A 21,737-nucleotide genomic window follows, 5' to 3' on the forward strand; every position below is an offset into this window, starting at 1 on the left:
GAGCGGGACTACCCGCCCCCACAGCGCCGCAAAGCGGCCCTTAAGGTCGATCAGGGATACTGCTGAACCTGACCTTGCTGCTCATACTGCTGACCCGGAATCGGCTTCAGGTTCACTTCCACACGGCGGTTCTGCGCACGACCATTGGCGTCAGCGTTGCTGGCGATCGGCTGGTCCGGGCCCATGCCACGAACAGAGATACGCGAAGCATCCACACCCTGCGAAGTCAGGTAGGTGCTGACCGCCTGCGCACGGCGCTGGGACAGGTCCATGTTGTGCTGGCGGCTGCCCGTGCTGTCGGTGAAGCCGACCACTTCGATGGTGTTCTGGTTGAACTGCTTGAACGAGCCAGCCAGGTTGTTCAGCGGCGAGTAGAAGCTTGGGGCGATGTTGGCCGAGTCGGTGGCGAAGGTGATGTTGCCCGGCATGATCAGCTTGATCTGGTCACCCTGACGCTGCACTTCCACACCCGTGTTGGCCATCTGCGCGCGCAGCTCGGCTTCCTGCTTGTCGGCGTAGTAGCCATAACCGGCTGCAGCAGCACCCACTGCGGCAGCACCGATCAGTGCACCCTTGCCACGGTTGTTGTGGTCGATCGCAGCACCGGCGATGGCACCGGCCAGCGCCCCCAGGCCGCCGTACTTGGCGGTCTTGCTCATCCCTGTGGAGCCCTGCGCCTGACCCTGGTTGTCGTAAGGATTCTGGCCGGCGCAGCCGGTCATCAGTGCTGCGGCGGTTGCGACGATAATCAGACGACGCATGGTGAACATGGACAAGCTCCTACTGAAATTCATAAATGCGGCAGATCTCGAAGGGATCTATGCCAGCCTTGGATTGCATCGGCAACGAAAAATTCCATGAAAGTGCCTTCATGTGCCATCAGGCACGCACGAACGGGTTTTCGCGCATCTCGTCGCCCAGACGGGTGTCGGGCCCGTGGCCGGTCACCACGATGGCCTCTTCGTCCAGCCGGTACAGCCGCTCCTTGATGGAGCGCACGATTGCCCGCTGGTCGCCCCCCCACAAATCAGTGCGGCCAATACCCCGACGGAACAGGGTGTCACCGGCAATCAACAATTTGGCATCGGCAAACCAGAAGCTCATCGAGCCCGGGGTATGGCCAGGCGTATGCAGCGCCACACCGCAGCCGCAGGCGAGTTCTTCGTCATCGCCCAACCAGCGGTCCGGTGCCGGTACCGGGGTGTAAGGTACACCGAACGTCTGGCACTGCATCTCGAGGTTGTCCCACAGCACCTGGTCGTCCTTGTGCAGGTGCAACGTGGCCCCCGTCAGTTCCTTGAGCTTGCCTGACGCGAGAAAGTGGTCGAAGTGCGCATGGGTGTGGATGATGCTCACCAGCGTCAGGCCGTGGACCTGCAGGCGAGCAAGGATCTTGTCCACATCACCACCCGGGTCGACGACTATGGCTTTCTTGGTCAGAGGGTCACCGATCAGCGTGCAGTTGCACTGCAAGGGGCCGACGGGGAAGGTTTCGCGGATGAGAGCTGACGATGGGATATGCATTGTGAATACGGGAACCGGTTAATCGAATAGGGTTTGCACACGCGCCAGTGCGTCCAGGATGACAACTTCAGGCACCGACTCTATGCGCTTGGCAAATCGTGCTTCAAGGTCGACTGTGCGCACCTGGTTGCAAAGCATCACCCCCTGAGTCTGCGTGCCCGCACCGCTGAGCGTGACAGCGAAACCCGCATGCCTCGCGAAATCCCCACCTTGAGTGATCGGGATGATTACAGCCAGGCCTGAAGCATTGAACGCAGCCGGAGTAAGTACCAGTGCAGGTCGGCCGGAGCCCTGCTGTTCCCGGCCGACTGTTGGGTCCAGGTTGACGCGAACAATATCACCCCTGGCGAATTTCAACCGTTTCACACTTCACGTCCCACTGGACGCATGGTATTCCAGTCGGCCATGTCCTCTGGCTCCGGTGCACTCAGGTCACATTGGGCCATCAGTTCCTCAAGCGTGTACTTGGGTTTCGACCTGACGGGTTTGAGCACCATCGTCTCACCCGTTGTGTCAAGGCTCAGGGTGGAGCCGACACCGAGACGCATCTGCTTGAGTACTGCGGCGGGCAGGCGGATCGCGGCGCTGTTACCCCACTGTTGAATCTTGATCTGCATGAGTATCTCCCAAGGTAGATACATAGTAGAAACCCTCCAAATGATTGCAAGCGAAATGTAGAAACGTCGTATCTACACTGTCATCTGCCCTGACCGGACAAAAGCCCTGCAATCTCAAGAAGGAAATGCCCTACATCACTTTGGGAAGCCACTCTCCAACTGCAAAAATTTCAAACGTAGATTCAGCCGGACCTCAAGGCAAAAACAACCTGAACAACCCACCCCCAAGCGCCCCGCCGTTGGAGATCTCGATCCGCCCGCGCACCCCGCCGCTTTCATGCAACGCGGCGATCCGCGCCGCAAAATACAGCCCAAGGCCGGTACTGCCGCTGGTCGAGTCGATGCCCTGGATATACTCCTCCTGGCGCTCGAGCATGTGCTTTGGATAACCCGGGCCGTCATCGTTGACGCAAATGGCCAACTGGTTATCGGCCTCTTCGATGGTGATCAGCAAGGCGTGCCCGGCAAAGCGGGTGGCGTTGGTGATGACGTTGGAGATCACCGAGGCCACCAGTTCGCGGTCGAAGAAACCCAGCGGGTTATCGGTGTCGATACGCCAGGTGGCGAGAATGTCGTTGTGCTTGAGCACTTCCTCGTGCGCCGCCAGCTGGGCTTCGATGAAATCATCCAGCTCATGGTAGTCCGGGCATACCGGCAACTGGTTCACACCCAGTTTGTACAAGCCCAGCAACTGCACGAGCATGCCGTTGAGGTGACGAAATTCATGCTCCATGATCCCCTGTTCGGCACCGCCACGCAGTTCCTCTGGCAAGCGCTCAACCCACTGGCTGTGGGACTGGATCAGCGCCGACAACGAACTTTTGAGGTCGTGCACGGTGGAGGCGATCACCGTGGAAAAATCCAGCCCCTGATTGTCTTGATTCATGCGCCGAACACTCGGATGTGCAGTTTGCGGTAACGGTCATAGCGATTATCGCTGGCAGGGATACCGGCCACGCTGGTCAAGGCATCGCGGCACTCCTGCATGATCGCAGGCTGAGGGTTGTCACCGCCAATGCGCAGCAGCGCCTGGGCGGTGTTGAGGGCGATGCTGATGTTCTTCGGCTGTAAACCCAATGCCTTTCGGAACAGCTGCAATGCCTCGCCAAGCTGCCCTCCCTGGTAACTGCGCACACCCTGACGATTGAGGGTGACCGCTTCGGTAATGGCGTTGAGCACGCTGGGGTCATCCGTCAGCTTGCCCACTTTCTCCATGACCTTGGGGTCATCGCCATAACTTTCCACACAGTTCTTCAGCACGCCGATGGCGGCGGCTTCCTGCCCCATCGCCTGCAGTTGCGCAGCGACAGTAAGGGCCGAATCGACCGAGAAGAACTGGTTCATCTTGTCCAGGCGCTGAATCGCCTGTTCTGTCAGCTTGCCGGCCGTTTCCGGGTCGCCGGCCTGCTGCAGGCTGGCAGCCTTCATCATCCGCGCACGCACCTGCAGGCCTTGGTCCTCAGGGTTCTCCTTGGCCACTTCACTGAGCGTGGTGTTGATCTCGACCCGGGTACGGGCGTCCAGGCCGAAGCCTGCATTCTTGCTCATCAACGCCTGCACCAGGCCAAGGTTGTTTTCGGCATCCTTGTAACGCGAACTCTGCCCCTGGTTCACCGCATGACGGAACGCTTTCGATGCGCTCTCGAAGTCTTCGTTCTCCAGCGCCAGCTTGCCCAGCGTCGACTGCCGACGCACCGACAATGGCGACAAGCGTACGGCTTCTTCAAGCAAATTCTGCGCGCGCCGGGTATCGCCCTGAGCCACCAGCACCTCGGCCATGCCATCGTAAAGGCCTGGCATGATCGGGAACGCCTTGAGCGCCTGCTCGTATACACCCTGGGCCTGGGCATTCTGACCACGCTTGTGCATCAGTGCGCCCAATGCAGCGTACACCCACGGCTGCGGGCGGCTGGCCAGGATGGCCTTGAGGAATTTTTCCAGTTCCTCGAAACGGTTGAGGTTGCGCAGGGCATCGGCCCGGTAGCGCAAGCACAATGGCGCCAGGCGCGGATCCTTCTTGCACAGCTCGGCGCAGGCCGCCAGTACTTCGGCCGGACGGTTGCGGTCCAGCGCCTGCAGGATCGGTTTTAGCAGCGTCTTGCGCTGGAACAGTTTCTCGACGCGCTGGGCCAGGCCAACCCGGTTGAACGGTTTGGTCAGGTAGGCATCGGGCTCGTGCTCGATGGCGCTGAGAACAATCGCCTGACTGCTCTCGGCGGTGACCATGATGAACACGCACTCATGGCTGATGTGCTTGTCGATGATCAGGTCTTCAAGCACCTGTTGCCCGTTCTTCTTGCCATCGCCCAGGTGGAAGTCCTGCAGGATGAAGTCATAGCGCTTCTGCGCGCACATGCGCAGCGCCTGCTCGCCGCTGTCAGCGGTGTCCACGTCGCGCACGCCCAACTCGCGCAGCATGGAACGGGTCGACGTACGAAAGTCGGTAAAGTCGTCGACGATCAGAAAGCTCTTTTGCCCGTACTGCAGCATCAACACGACCTGCCTTGGAATGATTGAAAAATCGCGCGAGGCGATGCCACCGATAGCTGTATCGGCAGCTGGTCGGGAAAGATGAGGGTAGAGCATTGCCGGCCACGAACCATGGCGTCAGGCCATCACTTTAACGAGCAATGACCTACAGGGCCAGTATCACGCCAGCAACCCCAGGGATTTGGCCTTGGCCACCGCCTGGGTGCGCCGCTCCACGCCCAACTTGCTGTTGATGTGGCTGGCGTGGGTCTTCACCGTGTGCAGGGAAATGAACAGCCGCTCGCTGATCTGCTGATTGGAACAGCCCTGGGCAATCAGTTCGAGCACGGCCAACTCGCGACCACTCAGCGCTTCGCCATTGCCCGTACTGGCGATTGGCACTGGCGGCAGCTGCTTGAGCAGTTCAGCCTGAACCGGGCAAGTGGCACCTGCCTGCAGTTGTTCATGAAGCCATTGCGGGTGCTTTTCCAGAAGTGGCTGCATCGGCTGTATCACGCCGCCGTGAGCCGCCTCCAGCAAGCCGGGCAACAAATGCGCGGCCTGCCCTTCCTTGCCTTCGTCCAGCAACAGCGAAAGCCATTGGCACAGAGCGCTGACGGCGAGCATCATGCCGCCACTGGCCCGGCCGCGCTCTACCAGGCAGGCCAGGCGTTGCACGGCATCGTCACTACGCAACTGGATGCGATCGAGCAATGCCTGCTGCAGCGCAATGTGCAACGGCAGCAGCGGATGGAATTCCGGTGGCATCGCCGGCTGCTCGCCGCCATAGGTCTGACCCAGGCGCTGCAGCCAGGACTCCGCGAGGTCGATCCGCCCCTGGGCCAGCCACAGTTCGCATTTGACCAGGGTAATCATGGCCAGGTAGTAGACCGGGGGCACATCCCAGATATGCATCAAGCGTTCGGCCTCGGCCAGTTCGGCAAAGGCCTCGGCAAAGTGACCCTCCCGGCCATCGAGCGTGGCAATCACGCAATGGCCGATGAGCACACTGATGTCCCGGCACGCTCGCGCCTCGCCCAGCCCCGCGCGCAAACGCGCCCGGCCCTGAGCCGGCTGCAGGCGCGAGACCAGCAGGTAACCTTCGTAAAGCGTCAGCCGCGCACGCACGGCATACAGCCGCTGCGCCGAAAGCCCTTGCAGACGTTGCAACCCTTGTCGCACTTCGTCCAGTGCGCGCAGCACCTCGCCACGGGCATGCAGCACCCGCGCCCGGTCGTAATGAGCCAGCGCCTCGAACAAGGGGTTGCCAACCCGTTGGGCCAGCTCCAGGGCTTCACGGTTCCAGCCCCGGGCACGCCAGAAGTCACCATCGGCAATGGCCAGGTTGGACAGGGTCGACAAGCACACCAGGCGTTGGCCATATCGCTTGCTCGGCAGGCTCTGTAGTGCTTCGCCGCAATAGGCCAAGGTGCGCTCGCGGTCGCCACGGCCGCGGGCAATGACCCCACTGAGTGCCAACCATTGGGCCAGCATCGACTTCTGCGCAGTCGCCGAAGGCGCGGGCAGAAAGCGACTGAGGTAGCCGGCCAGTTCTTCGGCAGCATCCAGCTGGCAAGCCAGGCCCAACGCCCAGCTGTACAGCACGATAAGCCGCGGCGTACTGATCAACAGACTGTCGGGCAGGTCCATCTTCCAGCGCAGCAACATGCCGACGTTCTGCTCGGCCAGCAATTGCTCCTCGGACAGGCTCTGCACGAGGTCGGCGGCAACATCGAGGTGGCCTGCACGCAAAGCCTGCTCCACCGCCTCGTCCAGCAGGTCTTGGGCTTCAAACCAGCGGCAGGCCCGCAAATGCAGAGCGACCTGCGATTCGCTGGCCTGACGACTGCGCAGCAGGTCGGAGAACAAATGGTGATAGCGGAACCAGTGCCCATGCTCGTCCAGCGGCACAAGGAACACCTGATGCGCCTGCAGGAAGCTCAGGACGGCGGCACTGTCTTGGCAGCCACGCATCGCATCGCAAAGCGGAGCGCAGAAACGCTCCTGGCAGGCGGTTTCGTACAAGAAAGCCTGCACGTCTGCGGGTAGCCTGTCGATGACTTCTTCAAGCAGGTAGTCGCGGATCAGGCCCTCGCCACCATGCAGCGCCTGGGGCAAGGCTTGCTCGTCAGCGCTGTCGCTGGCAGCCAGCTGCCAGAAACGCAACCCGGCCACCCAGCCGTCGCTGCGCTGGATCAGGTTGTCCAGCGCCTGGCCGCGCAGGCCGGTAGGCTGGCGACCGATCACTGCCAGTGCCTCATCCGCGGTGAGGCGCAGGTCCTGTTCGTTAAGCTCGACCAACTGCCGGGACAGGCGCAGGCGCGCCAGGTGCCAGTCTGGCCGTTGGCGGCTGGTCACCAGCAACACCAGGCCGGGGGGCAGGTGATTGAGGAAGAACTGCAGGCAACGGTCGAGCACCGGCCCCTGGGCCAGGTGATAGTCGTCCAGCACCAGCAGCAGCGGCGTATCAGCTTGCAGGTACAGCGCCAGCTCGTCGAGCAGGCCGTCGAGCCACTCTTCAAAGGCAAACGGCTGATGGCGCTGGCGCATTTTCAGCAGGCCCATGGCCTGGCCGCCCAGTGCCGGACAGTATTGCTGCAGGCCTTCAAGCAAGCGCTCAAGGAAGCGGCCGGGGTCGGCATCCCGCTGGCTCAGGCCCAGCCACAGGCTGCGCCAGTGCTCGGGCAGCGTTTCGCAAAACTCGATGGCCAGGGAGCTTTTGCCGAAACCCGCCGGCGCATTGACCAGCAGCAGCCGCCCGCCCAAGCCGGCCTCCAGCCGCTGGCACAAACGCAGGCGCGGTACATGGCCGTCCGGCAGCGGCGGCCGGAAGAAACGCCCGTCCCGCAGGCCAAGGGCCTGACTTGCGAATCCATGGGTACGGGACAGATCTGTCATGGCCGGCTCATTCTGGTTGGAAGACAACGGCGGTATGGATGTTTGCGAGACTAGCCGTTAACGCTGCGCATTTGAAGATAATGGGCGCAATTGGCGTGGAAAAGACTGCGACAAAAAGCAACATGACTGATGGACAGGGGCTGGGACGGGGGGTTTGGGGAGGTATTCAGGAGGTTTATTGCCTTGTCCGGCCTCTTCGCGGGTAAACCCGCGCCTACAGGGCGGAACCTGTAGGAGCGGGTTCACCCGCGAAGAGGCCGCTTCAGGAAATAGAAACGCCCCGGCGAGCCGGGGCGTTCTGGGGATCACACGGCGTTCAGTGATCTCAGCTTAGCGAATACCCGACTGACGCAGCGCCGCTGGCTGGAAGTCGGCCTTGCTGGCACTGAAGCCGAAGTCGTAGGCGCGTTTCTCTTCGTTCTTCATGCCCAGGGCCAGGTAACGACCGGACTGCAGGTCGTAAATGGCTTCCAGGGTGTACCAAGGTACTTCCACATTGTAATAAGGCTGGGCGTGAGCCTCGGACACACGCCACAGTTGGCCACGGCCGTCGTACTGGTCGATCACTGCAGCCTGCCAGGTGTCCTCATCGATATAGAAGTCACGCTTGGCGTAGATGTGCCGCTGGCCCGGCTTGAGGGTTGCAACTACGTGCCAGACGCGGCGCAGCTCGTAACGGGCCAAGTCCTGGTTGATGTGCCCGGCCTTGATGATGTCGGCGTACTTGAGCTTCGGATCATCCAGTTTGAAGGCGTTCGATGCGATGTACAGCTCCTTCTTGCCTTCCAGTTTCCAGTCATAACGATCGGGTGCACCGTTGAACATGTCCAGGTTGTCCGACGTACGCAGGCCGTCGGCGGCGGTGCCCGGGCCGTCATACGACACTTGCGGTGCCATGCGCACACGGCGTTGGCCTGCGTTGTAGATCCACGCCTTGCGCGGCTCCTTCACCTGGTCAAGGGTTTCGTGCACCAGCAGCACAGTCCCGGCCAGGCGCGCAGGCGCAGTAACTTCCTGCTTGAAGTAGAACAGGATGTTGCCTGGGTTGTTCGGGTCGTAGTCCTTCATCTTGTCGCGGAAGACGAACTGGTCGGAGAAGTACACGGGGTTGAACGAGCCGCTCTGCTGCGGCGTGGCCTGGGTCACCAGGCGGCTGACACTGCCGCCGCGGTAGCGGGTGATGTGGTTCCAGATCACCTCCAGGCCGCTTTTCGGGATAGGGAACGGCACTGCCGTGCGGAAGTTGCTCAGGCCGTTGCCGCCTTCCACCAGGGTGGTTTTGGTGGCGTTTTCCTTGATGGCCGCGAACACATCGGCAGGGACGGTTGCGCCGCGATGGGTCTTGAACACCGGGATCTTGTAGGTGTTCGGGTAGCGCTTGAACATGGCCAACTGGCCGGGCGAGAGCTTGTCCTTGTACTGGTCGGCATTCTGCGCAGTGATGGTGAACAGCGGCTTTTCGCTGCCGTACGGGTCGGACAGGAAGCCCTTGCCGTCGACGCTGCCTGCCGTCTTCGACAGCGGCTCCCAAGGGCCGATGGAGCCGTCGGCGTTGCCGGCCTTCTCGGCACCCATCGGGGTCAGGGTGCTGCCCAGCTTGGCCGCCTCGTCGGCGGATACCGCAGCCATGACGCTGGTCGCCAGCAGGGACAGGCCCAGTACACCGGCTTGCAGCAGACTTCTGGTCTTGTTCATGTCGTGTCGTCCTGGATCTGTATGCTTAGAAGTTCACGCCGAAGCTGAGGGCGACGAAGTCGCGGTCATCCACGGTGCTGTACTTGCCATCGAAGAAGTTGGTGTACGAGAGGCTCGCCGTGTAGGTTTGCTGATACTCGGCATCCAGGCCCAGGCTGACAGCCTTGCGGCCTTCCTCGAAGTTGGCGCCAGGGCCCGGCGAGTAACCGGACACGTCATGCGACCAGGCCACGCTCGGCTTCAGGTTGATACCTGCGAAAACGTCGTTGTAGTCCCAGATGACACGGGCGCGGTAACCCCAGGAAGTGCTGGTGGTGTAGCCGTCGTTCTCGCATTTGCGGTTCAGGTTGGCGGTGGACGCCCCCGCACCGGCGCCGGCGATGGTGCTGCCATTGAGCGCCTGGCAGGTATCGGCGCCACCGGTGGATGGCAACGGACCTGGGCCGAACACCGGGTCGCGACCGTAGCGGGTATCGTGGGCATTCTCCAGGCCGCCGACATGGGTAACACCCACTTCACCGACGACAGTCATCCGGCTGGCACCCATCACCTGGTCGAAGAAGTGGGTCAGGGTGGTCTGGAACTGAGTGATCTCCTTGCGGCGATACCCGTGAAGGTCCTGCCCTGGCGTACCGGTCAGCAGCGATGCGTTGCTCAACGCGCCGCCAATTGGACGGACACCGGCGAACAGGATATCCGTGGTATTGAGCTGCACTGGCGCATTGGGGCGGTAGCTGACTTCGCCGCTCCAGGCGGTGCCAGTGGGTAACGTGGTGGAGAAGCTCAAGCCATAAAGGCGGATATCCTCGGGGTATTCCACAAAGTACTCGGAATTACCTGCCACGATCAAAGGTGCCAATGCGCGCAACTGTGCAGGCAGGGCGCTCAGCCCGGCGAACACGGACGGCGGGGCCCCTGTGGCACTGAAGATCGGAGCACGGCTGTGGTAATTCATGAAGTAGGCGCCGAACTCGGTGTCCAACGGCTCGAACATATAGCGCAAGGCCACACCGAACTGGCCGCTGTCACGCGCATCGCGGTCGGCACCACGGCGCACCATCACACCCTCTTCGTTGATGTTCACGCCCTGCGTGGCGAGGAACTGCTGCGCAGCGCCCGGCACCGTGCGGCTGCTATTGAGCACACGCAAGTTGTCGGTACAGCCGTCGGCAATGATGTCCGGCTGGGAGAAGAAGGTGCCGCAGTTGTCGACGACCGTCTGGTCCCACTCGAGCTGGTAAAAGGCCTCGGCCGACAGGTTGTCGGTCAGGCTCTGCGAGATGTAGAACATGTTGACGGGAATCAGGCCTTCCTTGATCTCGGCCCCGGGACGGCGGAACGCCGACACGTCGATGGGGTTGATCGCGTTGATGCCGCCGCCGATGAAGGTACTTTCGCCCCAGCTCACCACCTGCTTGCCGAAACGCACCGAGCCAGGCTGATCGCCGATGGCGTAGTTGTGGTAGACAAAGGCGTCGAGCAGCTCGGCGCCGGACGACTTGGCGCCTTCCTTGCGGTTGGAGTCGCTGATGTCCTTGAACTCGCGGTTTTCGTCCTTCAGTTCGAAGTCGTACCAGTACTTGCCGCGGACGAACACACCGGTGTCGCCGTACTTGAGCTCCAGGTCATGAATGCCTTTGAAGATCTTGGAGAAGGTTTCGCCCTTCTTGAAGTTCAGGTGGCCATCGTCGGATGTCTGTGACAGGCCCTTGCCGCCGTTGTTCACCCCTATCAGGTTCTTGTTGGGGTTGGCTGTCGACCAGCTGGCGCCGATGGAGAGCGACGAGTCGAACTGGCCTTCGATTTCACCAATGTTGAAACTGACAGCGAAAGCAGGACTTGCGAGCGTGGAAGCAAGGCTGACGGCCAAGGGCAGCTTGGCCCGGCGCCAGAACAGGTTTGCAGATTTCATCGACGCTACTCCATGTACTTTTTTGTTATGGCAGTGAGTCCTTTCAAGAACGGCCCGAGCGACCGGATGACAGGCTTTCACCTGCCGGCGACACAGCTTGCGCATGTCGCCCTCCCCCATTCCTGAAAATCCCCTGGCCCCGACTATAGCCAGCAGGCACAGGCGCTTGATCCCTCTAAAGTGTGATTTGCGCTCCATGCCACCATCACGCTGCAGTTTTGTCTCGGTTGCGGGCTGGCACTGCTCAAGGATGGCGCATTTCTGTCGTTTGGCAAGACGGCGGGCTCTCTAACATGCGGGTCGCGCTCTTACGTACGCGACCCGCACAACGATTACAACGTGGAAAGAAACGTGCTGTTGCTGGCCTGCCACTGGACGATGTCCTGGCGGATGCGTTTCTTGTCGAGCTTGCCGACACTGGTCTTGGGAATTTCAGTAACAACGGCGATCTGGCTTGGAATCGCCCACTTGTTGATATGACCTTGTTCCACGAACGGCTTGAGGTGTTCCTTCAGCGCCTTGGCGTCAATCTCGTGGCCGTCACGTACCACCAGCAGGGCAAACGGGCGCTCACCCCACTGCGGGTCGGCCACCCCCACCACCGCCACTTCGCGCACGGCCGGGTGGCGGCTGATCAGGTCTTCCAGGTCGAGCGAGGAAACCCACTCGCCACCGGTCTTGATCACATCCTTGATGCGGTCGCGGATGTCGATGTAACCCATACCGTCTAGGGTGGCGACGTCACCGGTGTGCAGCCAGCCGCCCTGCCACAGCTCCTCGCTCTTCTCCGGCTCCTTGAAGTAGCCCATGGTCAGCCAAGGCGCTCGCAGTACCAGCTCGCCCTGGGTTTCACCATCGGCGGGCAGGAAGTTGCCTTCACCGTCGACGATGGCCGCTTCGACCAACGGCACCGGCACACCGGCCTTGATACGGTAGGTGACGCGCTCATCCTCGCTGCCGGCCTGCAGTTCATCGTTCAGGTGTGCGGCGGAGATCAGCGGGCAGGTTTCCGACATGCCATACGCGGCGGTCAGCTGGATGCCGCGCGCCAGGGCGGCCTGGTACAGCGAACGGTTGAGCGAGCTGCCGCCGATGATGATCTTCCAGCCGCCGAAGTTCTGCCCCTGGGCGTTCGGGCAGTTGAGCAGCATCTGCAGGATGGTCGGTACGCAGTGGGAGAAGGTGACCTTCTCTTCATGCCAAAGCTTGACCAGCATGTCCGGCTCGTAGCGCCCCGGGTACACCTGCTTCATGCCGAGCATGGTGGCAGCGTAGGGGATGCCCCAGGCATGCACGTGGAACATCGGGGTGATGGGCATGTACACATCGTTGCTGCCCAGCAGGCGCACGCTATCGATACTGCCGGTGACCGAGGCCTCGGCCAGTGTGTGCAGTACCAACTGGCGGTGGGTGAAGTACACGCCCTTCGGGTTGCCGGTGGTGCCAGTGGTGTAGAAGGTAGTGGCCACCGAGTTCTCGTCGAAGTCCGGGAAGTCGTAGCGCGGGCTGGCAGCAGCCAGCAGTTGCTCATACTCGCCGACCAGGTCGGGCAGTTCGGCAGTCTTGTCCGGGCCATCGGTCAGCAGCAAGGTCTTGTCGACAGTGGTCAGCTGCCCGGCGATGGCCTGGTACAGGCCGACGAAGTCGCTGTTGACCAGCACCACGCGGTCTTCGGCATGGTTCATGGTGTAGAGGATCTGCTCGGGCGACAGGCGCACGTTGATGGTGTGCACCACAGCGCCGATCATCGGAATGGCGAACATGCATTCCAGGTAGCGATGGCTGTCCCAGTCCATCACCGCCACGGTGTCACCGGCCTTCACCCCAGCCTCGGTCAGCACATTGGCCAGGCGAGCAATGCGCTCGTTGAGCTGTGGATATGTCAGCCGCAACTGATCGCGGTAGACGATTTCGCGGGTCTTTTCATAGCGGCTGCCGGACATCAACAGGCGCTTGATCAGCAATGGATAGGCATAGGCGCCCTCGGCGGGCTTGATGATGCGTGTCTGCAACATGGGGATCCCTTTTCTGAAAAGCGGGCCGGACAAGTCTGGGTTTACTGTAGTTCGCCAATGTGACGGCCAAATCAGCCGAAGGAATGATTTGCGTGGCAGAGGTATGAGTGGCGGGCGTTGACTGGCGGCAAGGTTGAGCTAGACACTGCGGCGGCGGCTTCAGGTTTGCGCCGAAGCTGAGGGCCTCTTCGCGGGTAAGCCCGCTCCTGCAAGGGTTGTGGTGACCTTGTGGGCGCGGGCGTGCCCGCGAATGGCCACAACGCCCTTATCCCTCCCTGCCACCGGAGATCTTCATGTCCAGCCCGCGTCGCGCCGTGTTTCTCGATCACCAGTCCCTGGACCTTGGCGACCTCGACCTTTCGCCCCTGAAGCAGCAGTTCGACGCGTTCGAACTGTTCGCCGCCACCCGCCCGGAACAGGTTGCGGAACGCCTGCAGGGCGCCATGGCAGTGGTTAGCAACAAGGTCATGCTCGACGCCGCAACCCTGGCCGCCAACCCGCAACTGAAGCTGATCCTGGTGGCCGCCACCGGCACCAACAATGTCGACCTGGCTGCCGCCCGCGCCCAGGGCATCACGGTGTGCAACTGCCAGGGCTACGGCACGCCGTCTGTCGCCCAGCATACCCTGGCCCTGCTGTTGGCCCTGGCCACCCGGCTGTGCGACTACAACCAGGCGGTGGCCGATGGCCAGTGGGCCAAGGCCAGCCAGTTCTGCCTGCTGGACTTTCCTATCGTCGAACTGGAGGGCAAAACCCTCGGCCTGCTCGGCCACGGCGAACTGGGCGGCGCAGTGGCGAGGCTGGCCGAAGCCTTCGGTATGCGGGTACTGAGCGGGCAGATCCCTGGCCGACCGGAGCGCGCCGACCGGTTGTCGCTGGACGAGTTGCTGCCGCAAGTCGACGCCCTGACCCTGCACTGCCCGCTGAACGAGCACACCCGGCATATGCTCGGTGCCCGCGAACTGGCCCTGCTCAAGCCCAACGCGCTGGTGGTCAACACCGCCCGTGGTGGCCTGATCGACGAACAGGCGTTGGCCGATGCCCTGCGCGGTGGTCACCTGGGCGGCGCGGCCACCGACGTGCTGAGCGTGGAGCCGCCGGTCAACGGCAACCCGCTGCTGGAGCCCGGCATCCCGCGCCTGATCATCACCCCGCACAGCGCCTGGGGTGCCGTGGAGTCGCGCCAGCGCATCGTCGGCCAGCTCAGCGAGAACGCCCAGGCTTTCTTCGCCGGGCAGCCACGCCGTGTGGTCAGCTGAGCCTGGCGCCCGCCTCTGCTACACTGCGCCACTTTTTTCCAGGAGACGTCGTCCATGGACCCGCGCAGTGAAGTGTTGCTCCGTCAGGCTGAGCTGTTTCAGGGGCCGCTGCTGGTCGCCGGCGCCCCCGCCGACGACCTGCTCGGCCAGTTGCCTCAGGCCCAGGCCTGGACCTGGCATGCCGGTGATCAGGCCATGCTCGAAAGCCGCTTCGCAGGCCGCAGCCATTACGGCGTCGAGGCCCCTGAAGCAGCATTCGACAGCGCCGTGCTGTTCCTGCCCAAATCCCGCGAGCTGGCCGCCTACCTGCTCAACGCCCTGGCGTCGCGACTGGCTGGCCGCGAGCTGTACCTGGTCGGCGAGAAGCGCGGTGGCATCGAGGGCGCGGCCAAGCAGCTGCAGGCCTTTGGCAAGCCACGCAAACTCGACAGCGCCCGGCACTGCCAGCTGTGGCAAGTGACCATCGACCAGGCGCCGCAGGCAAAACCGCTGGAAAGCCTGGCCGAGCGCTTCGAGCTGGCCCTGGAAGACGGCCCGCTGCAGGTGGTCAGCCTGCCTGGGGTATTCAGCCATGGCCGACTCGACCGAGGTACCGCCCTGCTCCTGAAGCATCTTGACGGCCTGCCCGGTGGCCACATGCTGGACTTTGGCTGCGGTGCCGGGGTACTGGGTGCCACGCTCAAACGCCGTTACCCACAAAGCCGGGTGACCTTGCTGGACGTGGATGCCTTCGCCGTGGCCGCCAGCCGCCTGACGCTGGCGGCCAACGGCCTGGAAGGCGAAGTGATCAGCGGCGATGGCATCGACGCAGCCCCTACTGAACTGAGCCTTATCCTGAGCAACCCACCGTTCCACACCGGCGTACATACCAACTACCAGGCTTCGGAAAACTTGCTGAAAAAATCCGCCATTCATCTGCGAAAAGGTGGCGAAATGCGCTTGGTCGCCAACAGTTTCCTGCGCTACCAGCCACTCATCGAAGGGGCATTGGGCAACTGCCAGGTACGTGACGAGGCCGATGGTTTCCGCATCTACCAGGCAACTCGCGGATAAAAAACAGCGCTTGCCGAAAACGTTTTGCCTAGGCAGAATCCGCACCGTCCTAGGGGAGTAGTCTCCCGCGAGCACCCAGCTCGCCCGGTACGCGTCAACATACTTGGTCCACAGACCATGGCGCGTGCGACCCACCATGCACGCCTGCATGGCGAGATCCGCATAGACGGATCGAGGGTTTGACAAGACCTATGACACGCACACCTTACCCGGGGCGGGGAGGCTGTACGTGTCATAGCCGTGTCGACCCGCCCCCGTAGGAATCCTGATGCTGGAATCACTGCTGGTCCCCACCGCTATCGTTGCCCTGGCCGAGATCGGTGACAAGACGCAACTACTCGCACTCATTCTCGCTGCCCGCTTCCGCAAACCCTGGCCGATCATCGCCGGCATCATCGCCGCCACCCTGGCCAACCATGCCGCAGCCGGTGCCGTGGGGGCGTGGGTCGGCAGCTTCTTCAGCGATTCGGCCCTGCACTGGATCCTGGCTGCGAGCTTTACCGCCACCGCACTGTGGACGCTGGTACCGGACAAGATGGATGACGACGAGAACCCGGCTCGCCGTTTCGGGCCGTTCCTGACGACGCTGATTGCGTTCTTCCTGGCCGAAATCGGTGACAAGACCCAGGTCGCCACCGTGATGCTGGCTGCACAGTACCCGCACCTGATCATGGTCATTATCGGCACTACCCTGGGCATGCTGATTGCCAACGTGCCGGTGGTACTGGCGGGTAACTTCGCGGCTGACAAACTGCCGTTGACGCTGATTCGTCGCCTGGCGGCAACGGCGTTCTTCGTGCTGGCGATCGTGGCCGTCTATTCGGCGATGAAGGCCAGTGGCTGGATTGGGTAAAGGGAAAAGCTGGGGCTGCCATGCAGCCCCAGGATTCAGGCATTCACGGCTTGGCTGCAGCCTGATACAGCGGCATCACCTTCGGAATCGCCGCCTGCAGCGAAGCAATGCGGCTCTCGGACGCCGGGTGAGTACTCATGAACTCAGGCGGTGCACCTTCGGAAGCCTTGCTCATCTTGTTCCACAAGGTGATCGCGGCATTCGGGTCGTAGCCTGCACGGGCCGACAGCTCCAGGCCAATCAGGTCGGCCTCGTTCTCGTTGGCCCGGCTGTTGGGCAAGGTCATGGCGTAGTTCACCACCGTGTCGGCCATGGCCATGCTGCCCTGGCCGAGGCCAAAGATGGCACCGGCACCCTGGCGGGCCATTTCCACACCGTATGCCTTGGACATGGCCTCGCGGCTGTGCTCGCGCAAGGCGTGGGCAATCTCGTGCCCCACCACTGCGGCAATTTCCGCATCGGTGAGCTTGAGCTGATCGATCAGCCCGGTGTAGACGATGATCTTGCCGCCCGGACCGCAGTTGGCGTTCAGTTCGTCACTCTTGATCACGTTGACTTGCCAGTCCCACTGCGCGGCATCCGGGCGGAATTTGGGCGCCTGGGCGATCAGGCGGCTGGCAATTGCCTGCACACGCCTGGCATCGGCACTGGACTTGTCGAGCACACCCTTGCTCGATGCTTCACCCAGGGTCTGCTGATACGACTGGGCGTACATCTTGTTGACCTCATCGGTCGAGAGCATGCTGAACATGTATTGCTGGCGCTCGACGCCAACAGCACCACCGCTGGTGGTATTCACCGCCTGGCAGCCGGCCAGCAGAATGCCAGCGCTCAGCAGGCTGACGACAAAAGACTTACGCATGAAAACACTCCCTTTTTACATGCGCCGTATCCTAGGCCGAGTCGCCAGTGGCTGCCATAGCCGCAGGGAAGATTTTCGTCGCTGTAACGGCCTCTTCGCGGGCAAGCCCGCTCCTACACGGGTAACACGACCGTTGGTAGGAGCGGGCTTGCCCGCGAAAGGGCCGGCGCAGGCACCCCATCAATCCCGCTTCGGCTCATTGCCGAAAATGGCCGCCTTGGCCGCTGGGAAGATTTTCGTCGCCTGTACCGCTCCCTTCGCGGGCAAGCCCGCCCGTACAGGGGAACACGACCGTTGTAGGAGCGGGCTTGCCCGCGAAAGGGCCGGCGCAGACAACCCATCAAGCCGGGGTCAGGCACTCCGGCGCATCCAGCTTCGGGTCATTGACGAAATTGGCCAAGGCCCGCTCACGCAACGTCGCCGGCGGGCTGGCCAGCAGCTCGTGCAAGCGGGTTACCGGCGTGTCCGGGTCAAGCCAGGCCGCCTGCCCCGCTTCGTCGAGGATGAGCGGCCGACGCTGGTTCATGGCGGCCTGGGTCACCACCGCGCAACTCAGCCAAACCTGATCCTGCACCGGATAGGCCTCCCACACCGCCGCAAAGTAGAGCGCCGCGCCCTCCCCCGGGGTCAACCAGTACGGGCGTTTGCGCACGCTGCCACGCCATTCGTAAAAGCCGTTGGCCGGCATCAGGCAGCGGCGCTGGCGAAATGCATCGCGAAACATCGGCTGTTCGGCCAGCGTTTCGGCGCGGGCATGGGCAGGGGTACGGGACAGGTCGGTGAGCCAGGCCGGGGTCAACCCCCAGCGCGCCTTGGCCAGTTGCTGCTGGCCGTCAAGCTGACGCTGGATCAGCACCGACGCCCCAGGCGATATATTCCATTGGGCCGGCTGGCCGACGGGAAAACCTGGCAGACTGGCAAGGGCCTGGGGCCAGCGAAACAGGGCATAACGTCCACACATGGGCGAATTCAGAACCTAGCAGATCAAGGTACCGGGGACATTCTCCGGTTCGTCGCCAACCAGTGGCTGGGCGTCATTGTACGCATCGATCAGCTGTCGTGCGCATTCGGCCTGCTCATCAGACACGACGAGCCCCAGCAGTCCCTGCAAGGGCAGCTCGCCGGCGGCACCGACCAGGTCACGGCCGACCACATGTACCTCGATCCCCTCGCTGGCAAGCATGCCTGCCAGCATTTCCGCTTCGAGCAGGCCTTCCGGTTCGTAGATGCGCTGCATCAGGTATCGTCCTCGCGTCGGACTTCGAGCATCCATTCGTCACCGTGCACCTGCAGAATGCACACCACAGGCTGGCAGCACACCTGGCAATCCTCGGTATAAACCTGATCACCAGCAGACAGATCGACGGTAGTTTCCACACGTTCGCCACAATAAGGGCAATCATAGAAGTCGGTTTCCAGCATCGCGGCCTCCGCAGTGACTTATGCGTATAATTGCCGGTCTGTTTACAGGGTCTGTGTGCGTCCGAGCCGTTTTTCGGAGCCCGTCCCTACCTTATTACCCTAGCCGTTTCCAACAAGAGAGCATGATGGGCGAATTCGATGCCATCCGACCGTATGACGACGCTGAGGTCCCTGCCGTTCTGGCACGCCTGCTCAGCGACCCGGCATTCCTCGATATCCTCACCCACTTCCGCTTTCCGCGTGCGGCCGGTGCTCTCGGCTGGTTGCTCAAGCCCTTGATCGCACGCCGCCTGCGCAAGGAATTCGCCGGCGTTACCTGTGTCTCGACCTTGCAGGACAAAGTCGAGTACTACGTCGACCAGACCATCGATCGCGCCACCGACGGCGTCACCTACTCGGGTGTGGAACAGCTAAAGGCCGGCACCGCCTACCTGTTCCTGGCCAACCACCGTGACATCGTCATGGACCCGGCCTTCGTCAACTACGCGGTGTACCACGCCGGCCTGCCCACGCCGCGTATCGCCATTGGCGACAACCTGCTGCAGAAGCCCTTTGTCAGCGACATGATGCGCCTGAACAAGAGCTTCATCGTGCACCGTTCGATCAGCGGGCGGCGCGAAAAACTGGCTGCTTACCAACTGCTGTCGGCCTACATCAACCACTCGATCCGCAACGATGCCACCTCGATCTGGATCGCCCAGGCCGAAGGTCGGGCCAAGGACGGTGACGACCGTACCGACTCGGCGATTCTCAAGATGTTCCACATGAGCCGCAAGGACGAACCGTTCGGTGCAGTGATCCAGAGCCTGAACCTGACCCCGGTATCGATCAGCTACGAATACGACCCGTGCGACCAGGCCAAGGCCCGCGAGCTGTACATCCGCGCCACCACCGGCACCTACCAGAAGGCGCCCGGCGAAGATGACAACAGCATCGCCAAAGGCATCACCGGCTACAAGGGCCGCGTGCACATCAACTTTGCGCCGCCGGTAACCGAGTACCACGAAGACACCAAGCAGCTGGCGGCGGAGATCGACCGGCAGATCCTGGGGGGCTACCGACTGTTTCCGGTGCATTACCTGGCGTATGCGATGTGGGAGGGCAAGGACGAAGCCCTGCAGGTGCCAAGCGCCGAGAAGGTGTTCCCCGCGGATGAACTGGCCAAGGCCAAGGAAGAATGGCAACGGCGTCTGGATGCCTGCCCGCAAGAGCAGCGGCCGTACCTGGTGTTGCAGTATGCGACGCCAGTGCGCAACCAGTATCAGGTCAGGCAGCAGGCACCTGTAGCCTGATCAGGTTTGGGGCTGCGTTGCAGCCCCGATGCTTCTCAGATCCAGGTACTGAACCAGGAAAGCAGCAGTGCCATCGCCAGGCACGAAAAGCCAAGAATGTAGAAGTATTTCGGCACACGAAGGTCGAAAGCGTTCACTACCCCCTCGTCTGCCGCCATGTACTCGCGGGTTTCGGCCTCGCGCCGTCGCGCGCTGTGCAGCAGCAAACCGCCCGGGCAGGTCAGCAGCAGCGCCAGCAGGTTGATCAGCTTGGTGGGATGGGCGGCCAGGAACCCCCAGAGCACTTGCAAGGACATCACGCAACCTCGATGTGAGCAATGGCAAAGGCCAGCATTCTACCCAAGTCGCACCTTGGCGCCCGGTCTTGGCGACAAACTGTCATTAAATTTCATCTGTCATCCGCTCGTCATCAATACAGGCGACCCTGTCGGCCTTTTGATGACCCGGAGCTTTTTCATGTTGCACGCCGAAAACCAGGACCGCCTTTACCTCGTTGCCCAGAGTGATGAGCAACAGGCGCTGATCGATGGTTTTGCGATCAATGTGCAGGACCGCCAGTGGCTGGTCTACTGCGCGCTTGGCGGGCATGTACATGAGGACTTGCCCGAAGTGGATGCAGGCACAGGGTTCAGCTTGCTGGATTTCCACATAGAAGCTGCGTGAATCTGTGCTGGCCAGACAGCAAAAACCCGCTGCCTGTCACTCAGGCAGCGGGTTTCTGGCATAACCTGAAGCTTACTGACCCAGCACCTGCCCGATGCTCGGGTCCTTGAACAGGCGGGTCAGGGCATCGCTCAGCACATCCCCCACCAGCTGGTTATTGGTGTCCTGATTCGGCGCCATGCCGAAACGCTGGTCCAGCGAAGCGCCATAACGGCCGCTGTAACGGCGGCCGCCATTGGTCACATCAGCACGGAAAGTGGCGCCGATGGTGGCCTCGGTCACGTAAAGGTTGTCTTTCGGCGACTGGTACTTCAGCTCGGCCAAGGTCACGGTCAGCTGCGGTGCATTGCCGGCGTTCGGGGTCGGGGTGAAGCCGAGCAGGCGCACAGCGGCTTCAGCCTGGGCCTGCAGCTTGGGTACCACGTCATTACCGCTGACGCTGATGGTGCTGGTCTCGGGGTACATGCCACCGCGAGTACCCAGAGACTGCGAAGGCCGGCCATCGACTACCCGGACCACCACCGGCTGGCCATGGCCAACCGGGGCCAGTTGGGCCTTGAGCGTGGGTTGCGGGTTGAGTTGTTGCGGGCTGTGGGCACAACCGACAAGGCTAAGGCTGGCCACGGCGATCAAACCGAACAACAGACGTTGCAACATGCGCGTTTCTCCAGAAAATGCGGCAAAGGCCCACAGTATACCTAGCCAGGCACAGACCAGTCATCGGCCCGGCCCGCTTGTCACAATCGTTTCATGGCCACCCCCTTATCCTTGCGCCAAGCCCTAACGCAAAGGACTCGCCGCCATGACCTCGCTCTGGACTCAGCTCTTCCAACGGCCGCGCCACAACGCTTATGCCCGCCTTGACGCTGATGGCAAATGCCTGGCGTTCAAGCAATGCAGCCAGGCACCAAGCGGCCTCGACTGGGTGCAGATCCGCGAAATTCAGCTGGCCTGGCTGGGCCGCGAGCTGCCCATCGAAGCCCGGGTTTGCGCCCGCGCAAACCGCCGTTGGCACCAGCGCCTCCTCGCTGCCTGACAAACGCTGCAATAAAAACCACGAATGGCGACATTTCTGCCCGCGACATCGCTATAATCTCCCCCCGATTATAAGGACGTCTCCTGATCGGGCCCCGCACTCGCCGATTGACCCCGGCAACTTCACCGCTTCGCCCACAGAGAGCCTTCCACTCAGGTCTTGCATCG

At 62.1% G+C, this 21,737-nt stretch carries 22 protein-coding genes and 1 riboswitch; of the genes, 6 read left to right on the forward strand and 16 right to left on the reverse strand.

Annotated elements, in window-relative coordinates; all coding sequences use genetic code 11:
* Window positions 1-50: 50 nt before the first annotated feature.
* From ACYCCG_RS07935 to ACYCCG_RS07980, 10 genes are all read right to left on the reverse strand, one after another.
* On the reverse strand, window positions 51-770 hold the full coding sequence (locus ACYCCG_RS07935; RefSeq protein WP_003247328.1) for an OmpA family protein: 720 nt from the start codon (window positions 768-770) through the stop codon (window positions 51-53).
* A 109-nt stretch (window positions 771-879) separates the two neighbouring features.
* Complete coding sequence (locus ACYCCG_RS07940) at window positions 880-1,524, reverse strand: MBL fold metallo-hydrolase (protein ID WP_176684991.1); 645 nt, start codon at window positions 1,522-1,524, stop codon at window positions 880-882.
* A gap of 18 nt (window positions 1,525-1,542) precedes the next feature.
* Window positions 1,543-1,890 carry a type II toxin-antitoxin system ChpB family toxin gene (locus tag ACYCCG_RS07945; RefSeq protein WP_076402560.1) on the reverse strand — a complete coding sequence of 116 codons (348 nt, stop codon included), beginning with the start codon at window positions 1,888-1,890 and terminating at the stop codon, window positions 1,543-1,545.
* Window positions 1,887-2,165 (reverse strand): AbrB/MazE/SpoVT family DNA-binding domain-containing protein, encoded by a 279-nt coding sequence (locus ACYCCG_RS07950; RefSeq protein ID WP_392487488.1) that lies wholly within the window; start codon window positions 2,163-2,165, stop codon window positions 1,887-1,889. The genes ACYCCG_RS07945 and ACYCCG_RS07950 overlap by 4 nt, the downstream gene beginning before the upstream one ends.
* Window positions 2,166-2,334: 169 nt before the next feature.
* Window positions 2,335-3,027: a sensor histidine kinase gene (locus tag ACYCCG_RS07955; protein ID WP_003247329.1), complete on the reverse strand. Its 693-nt coding sequence runs from the start codon at window positions 3,025-3,027 to the stop codon at window positions 2,335-2,337.
* Window positions 3,024-4,631: a tetratricopeptide repeat-containing response regulator gene (locus tag ACYCCG_RS07960; RefSeq protein WP_003247330.1), complete on the reverse strand. Its 1,608-nt coding sequence runs from the start codon at window positions 4,629-4,631 to the stop codon at window positions 3,024-3,026. The genes ACYCCG_RS07955 and ACYCCG_RS07960 overlap by 4 nt, the downstream gene beginning before the upstream one ends.
* 159 nt (window positions 4,632-4,790) lie before the next feature.
* Entirely contained in the window at window positions 4,791-7,508 is a 2,718-nt protein-coding gene (locus ACYCCG_RS07965) for a LuxR C-terminal-related transcriptional regulator (protein ID WP_459669985.1), read from the reverse strand.
* 330 nt (window positions 7,509-7,838) lie between these two features.
* Complete coding sequence (locus ACYCCG_RS07970) at window positions 7,839-9,203, reverse strand: DUF1329 domain-containing protein (RefSeq protein WP_176684989.1); 1,365 nt, start codon at window positions 9,201-9,203, stop codon at window positions 7,839-7,841.
* A 25-nt stretch (window positions 9,204-9,228) separates the two neighbouring features.
* On the reverse strand, window positions 9,229-11,115 hold the full coding sequence (locus ACYCCG_RS07975; RefSeq protein ID WP_176684988.1) for a DUF1302 domain-containing protein: 1,887 nt from the start codon (window positions 11,113-11,115) through the stop codon (window positions 9,229-9,231).
* Window positions 11,116-11,447: 332 nt separating this feature from the next.
* Window positions 11,448-13,130, reverse strand: coding sequence for a fatty acid--CoA ligase (locus ACYCCG_RS07980; protein ID WP_176684987.1), 1,683 nt, complete (start codon window positions 13,128-13,130; stop codon window positions 11,448-11,450).
* A 293-nt stretch (window positions 13,131-13,423) separates the two neighbouring features.
* Between ACYCCG_RS07980 and ACYCCG_RS07985 the strand changes: the two genes are divergently transcribed.
* The 3 genes from ACYCCG_RS07985 to ACYCCG_RS07995 all read left to right on the forward strand — a co-directional run bounded on the left by ACYCCG_RS07985 (window position 13,424) and on the right by ACYCCG_RS07995 (window position 16,295).
* Window positions 13,424-14,389, forward strand: a complete 966-nt coding sequence (locus tag ACYCCG_RS07985) for a 2-hydroxyacid dehydrogenase (protein ID WP_459669988.1) — start codon at window positions 13,424-13,426, stop codon at window positions 14,387-14,389.
* Between the two features lie 54 nt (window positions 14,390-14,443).
* Window positions 14,444-15,442: a class I SAM-dependent methyltransferase gene (locus ACYCCG_RS07990; protein WP_176684985.1), complete on the forward strand. Its 999-nt coding sequence runs from the start codon at window positions 14,444-14,446 to the stop codon at window positions 15,440-15,442.
* Between the two features lie 40 nt (window positions 15,443-15,482).
* Window positions 15,483-15,623: riboswitch (yybP-ykoY riboswitch) on the forward strand.
* Between the two features lie 87 nt (window positions 15,624-15,710).
* The gene (locus ACYCCG_RS07995) at window positions 15,711-16,295 is read left to right on the forward strand and encodes a TMEM165/GDT1 family protein (RefSeq protein WP_003247342.1); all 585 of its coding nucleotides are present in this window, start codon (window positions 15,711-15,713) and stop codon (window positions 16,293-16,295) included.
* Window positions 16,296-16,338: 43 nt separating this feature from the next.
* On the opposite strand, the gene ACYCCG_RS08000 is transcribed toward ACYCCG_RS07995, so the two are convergent.
* The 4 genes from ACYCCG_RS08000 to ACYCCG_RS08015 all read right to left on the reverse strand — a co-directional run bounded on the left by ACYCCG_RS08000 (window position 16,339) and on the right by ACYCCG_RS08015 (window position 18,579).
* Window positions 16,339-17,157, reverse strand: a complete 819-nt coding sequence (locus ACYCCG_RS08000; RefSeq protein ID WP_209968009.1) for a M48 family metallopeptidase — start codon at window positions 17,155-17,157, stop codon at window positions 16,339-16,341.
* A 340-nt stretch (window positions 17,158-17,497) separates the two neighbouring features.
* Window positions 17,498-18,118, reverse strand: a complete 621-nt coding sequence (locus ACYCCG_RS08005) for an SOS response-associated peptidase (RefSeq protein WP_176684983.1) — start codon at window positions 18,116-18,118, stop codon at window positions 17,498-17,500.
* Window positions 18,119-18,133: 15 nt separating this feature from the next.
* Window positions 18,134-18,394, reverse strand: a complete 261-nt coding sequence (locus ACYCCG_RS08010; RefSeq protein WP_176684982.1) for a putative signal transducing protein — start codon at window positions 18,392-18,394, stop codon at window positions 18,134-18,136.
* A complete protein-coding gene (locus tag ACYCCG_RS08015) occupies window positions 18,394-18,579 on the reverse strand; it encodes a CPXCG motif-containing cysteine-rich protein (RefSeq protein WP_010951999.1) in 186 nt (61 codons plus the stop codon). Before ACYCCG_RS08015 ends, ACYCCG_RS08010 begins: the two co-directional genes overlap by 1 nt.
* Window positions 18,580-18,701: 122 nt before the next feature.
* Here ACYCCG_RS08015 and ACYCCG_RS08020 point away from each other — a divergent pair, with 122 nt between their 5' ends.
* The gene (locus tag ACYCCG_RS08020; RefSeq protein WP_176684981.1) at window positions 18,702-19,871 is read left to right on the forward strand and encodes a 1-acyl-sn-glycerol-3-phosphate acyltransferase; all 1,170 of its coding nucleotides are present in this window, start codon (window positions 18,702-18,704) and stop codon (window positions 19,869-19,871) included.
* Window positions 19,872-19,906: 35 nt separating this feature from the next.
* Here the strand turns inward: ACYCCG_RS08020 and ACYCCG_RS08025 are convergent, their stop codons facing one another.
* Window positions 19,907-20,167, reverse strand: a complete 261-nt coding sequence (locus ACYCCG_RS08025; RefSeq protein ID WP_176684980.1) for a hypothetical protein — start codon at window positions 20,165-20,167, stop codon at window positions 19,907-19,909.
* 160 nt (window positions 20,168-20,327) lie between these two features.
* On the opposite strand from ACYCCG_RS08025, the gene ACYCCG_RS08030 reads away from it, so the two are divergent.
* On the forward strand, window positions 20,328-20,534 hold the full coding sequence (locus ACYCCG_RS08030; RefSeq protein WP_003247353.1) for a hypothetical protein: 207 nt from the start codon (window positions 20,328-20,330) through the stop codon (window positions 20,532-20,534).
* 72 nt (window positions 20,535-20,606) lie between these two features.
* Here ACYCCG_RS08030 and ACYCCG_RS08035 read toward each other — a convergent pair whose 3' ends face one another.
* Window positions 20,607-21,191 carry a YajG family lipoprotein gene (locus tag ACYCCG_RS08035; RefSeq protein ID WP_021783486.1) on the reverse strand — a complete coding sequence of 195 codons (585 nt, stop codon included), beginning with the start codon at window positions 21,189-21,191 and terminating at the stop codon, window positions 20,607-20,609.
* 145 nt (window positions 21,192-21,336) lie between these two features.
* Between ACYCCG_RS08035 and ACYCCG_RS08040 the strand changes: the two genes are divergently transcribed.
* On the forward strand, window positions 21,337-21,570 hold the full coding sequence (locus tag ACYCCG_RS08040) for a hypothetical protein (RefSeq protein ID WP_176684978.1): 234 nt from the start codon (window positions 21,337-21,339) through the stop codon (window positions 21,568-21,570).
* Window positions 21,571-21,737: the final 167 nt, after the last annotated feature.

Source organism: Pseudomonas sp. VEM90 (genome assembly GCF_054611535.1).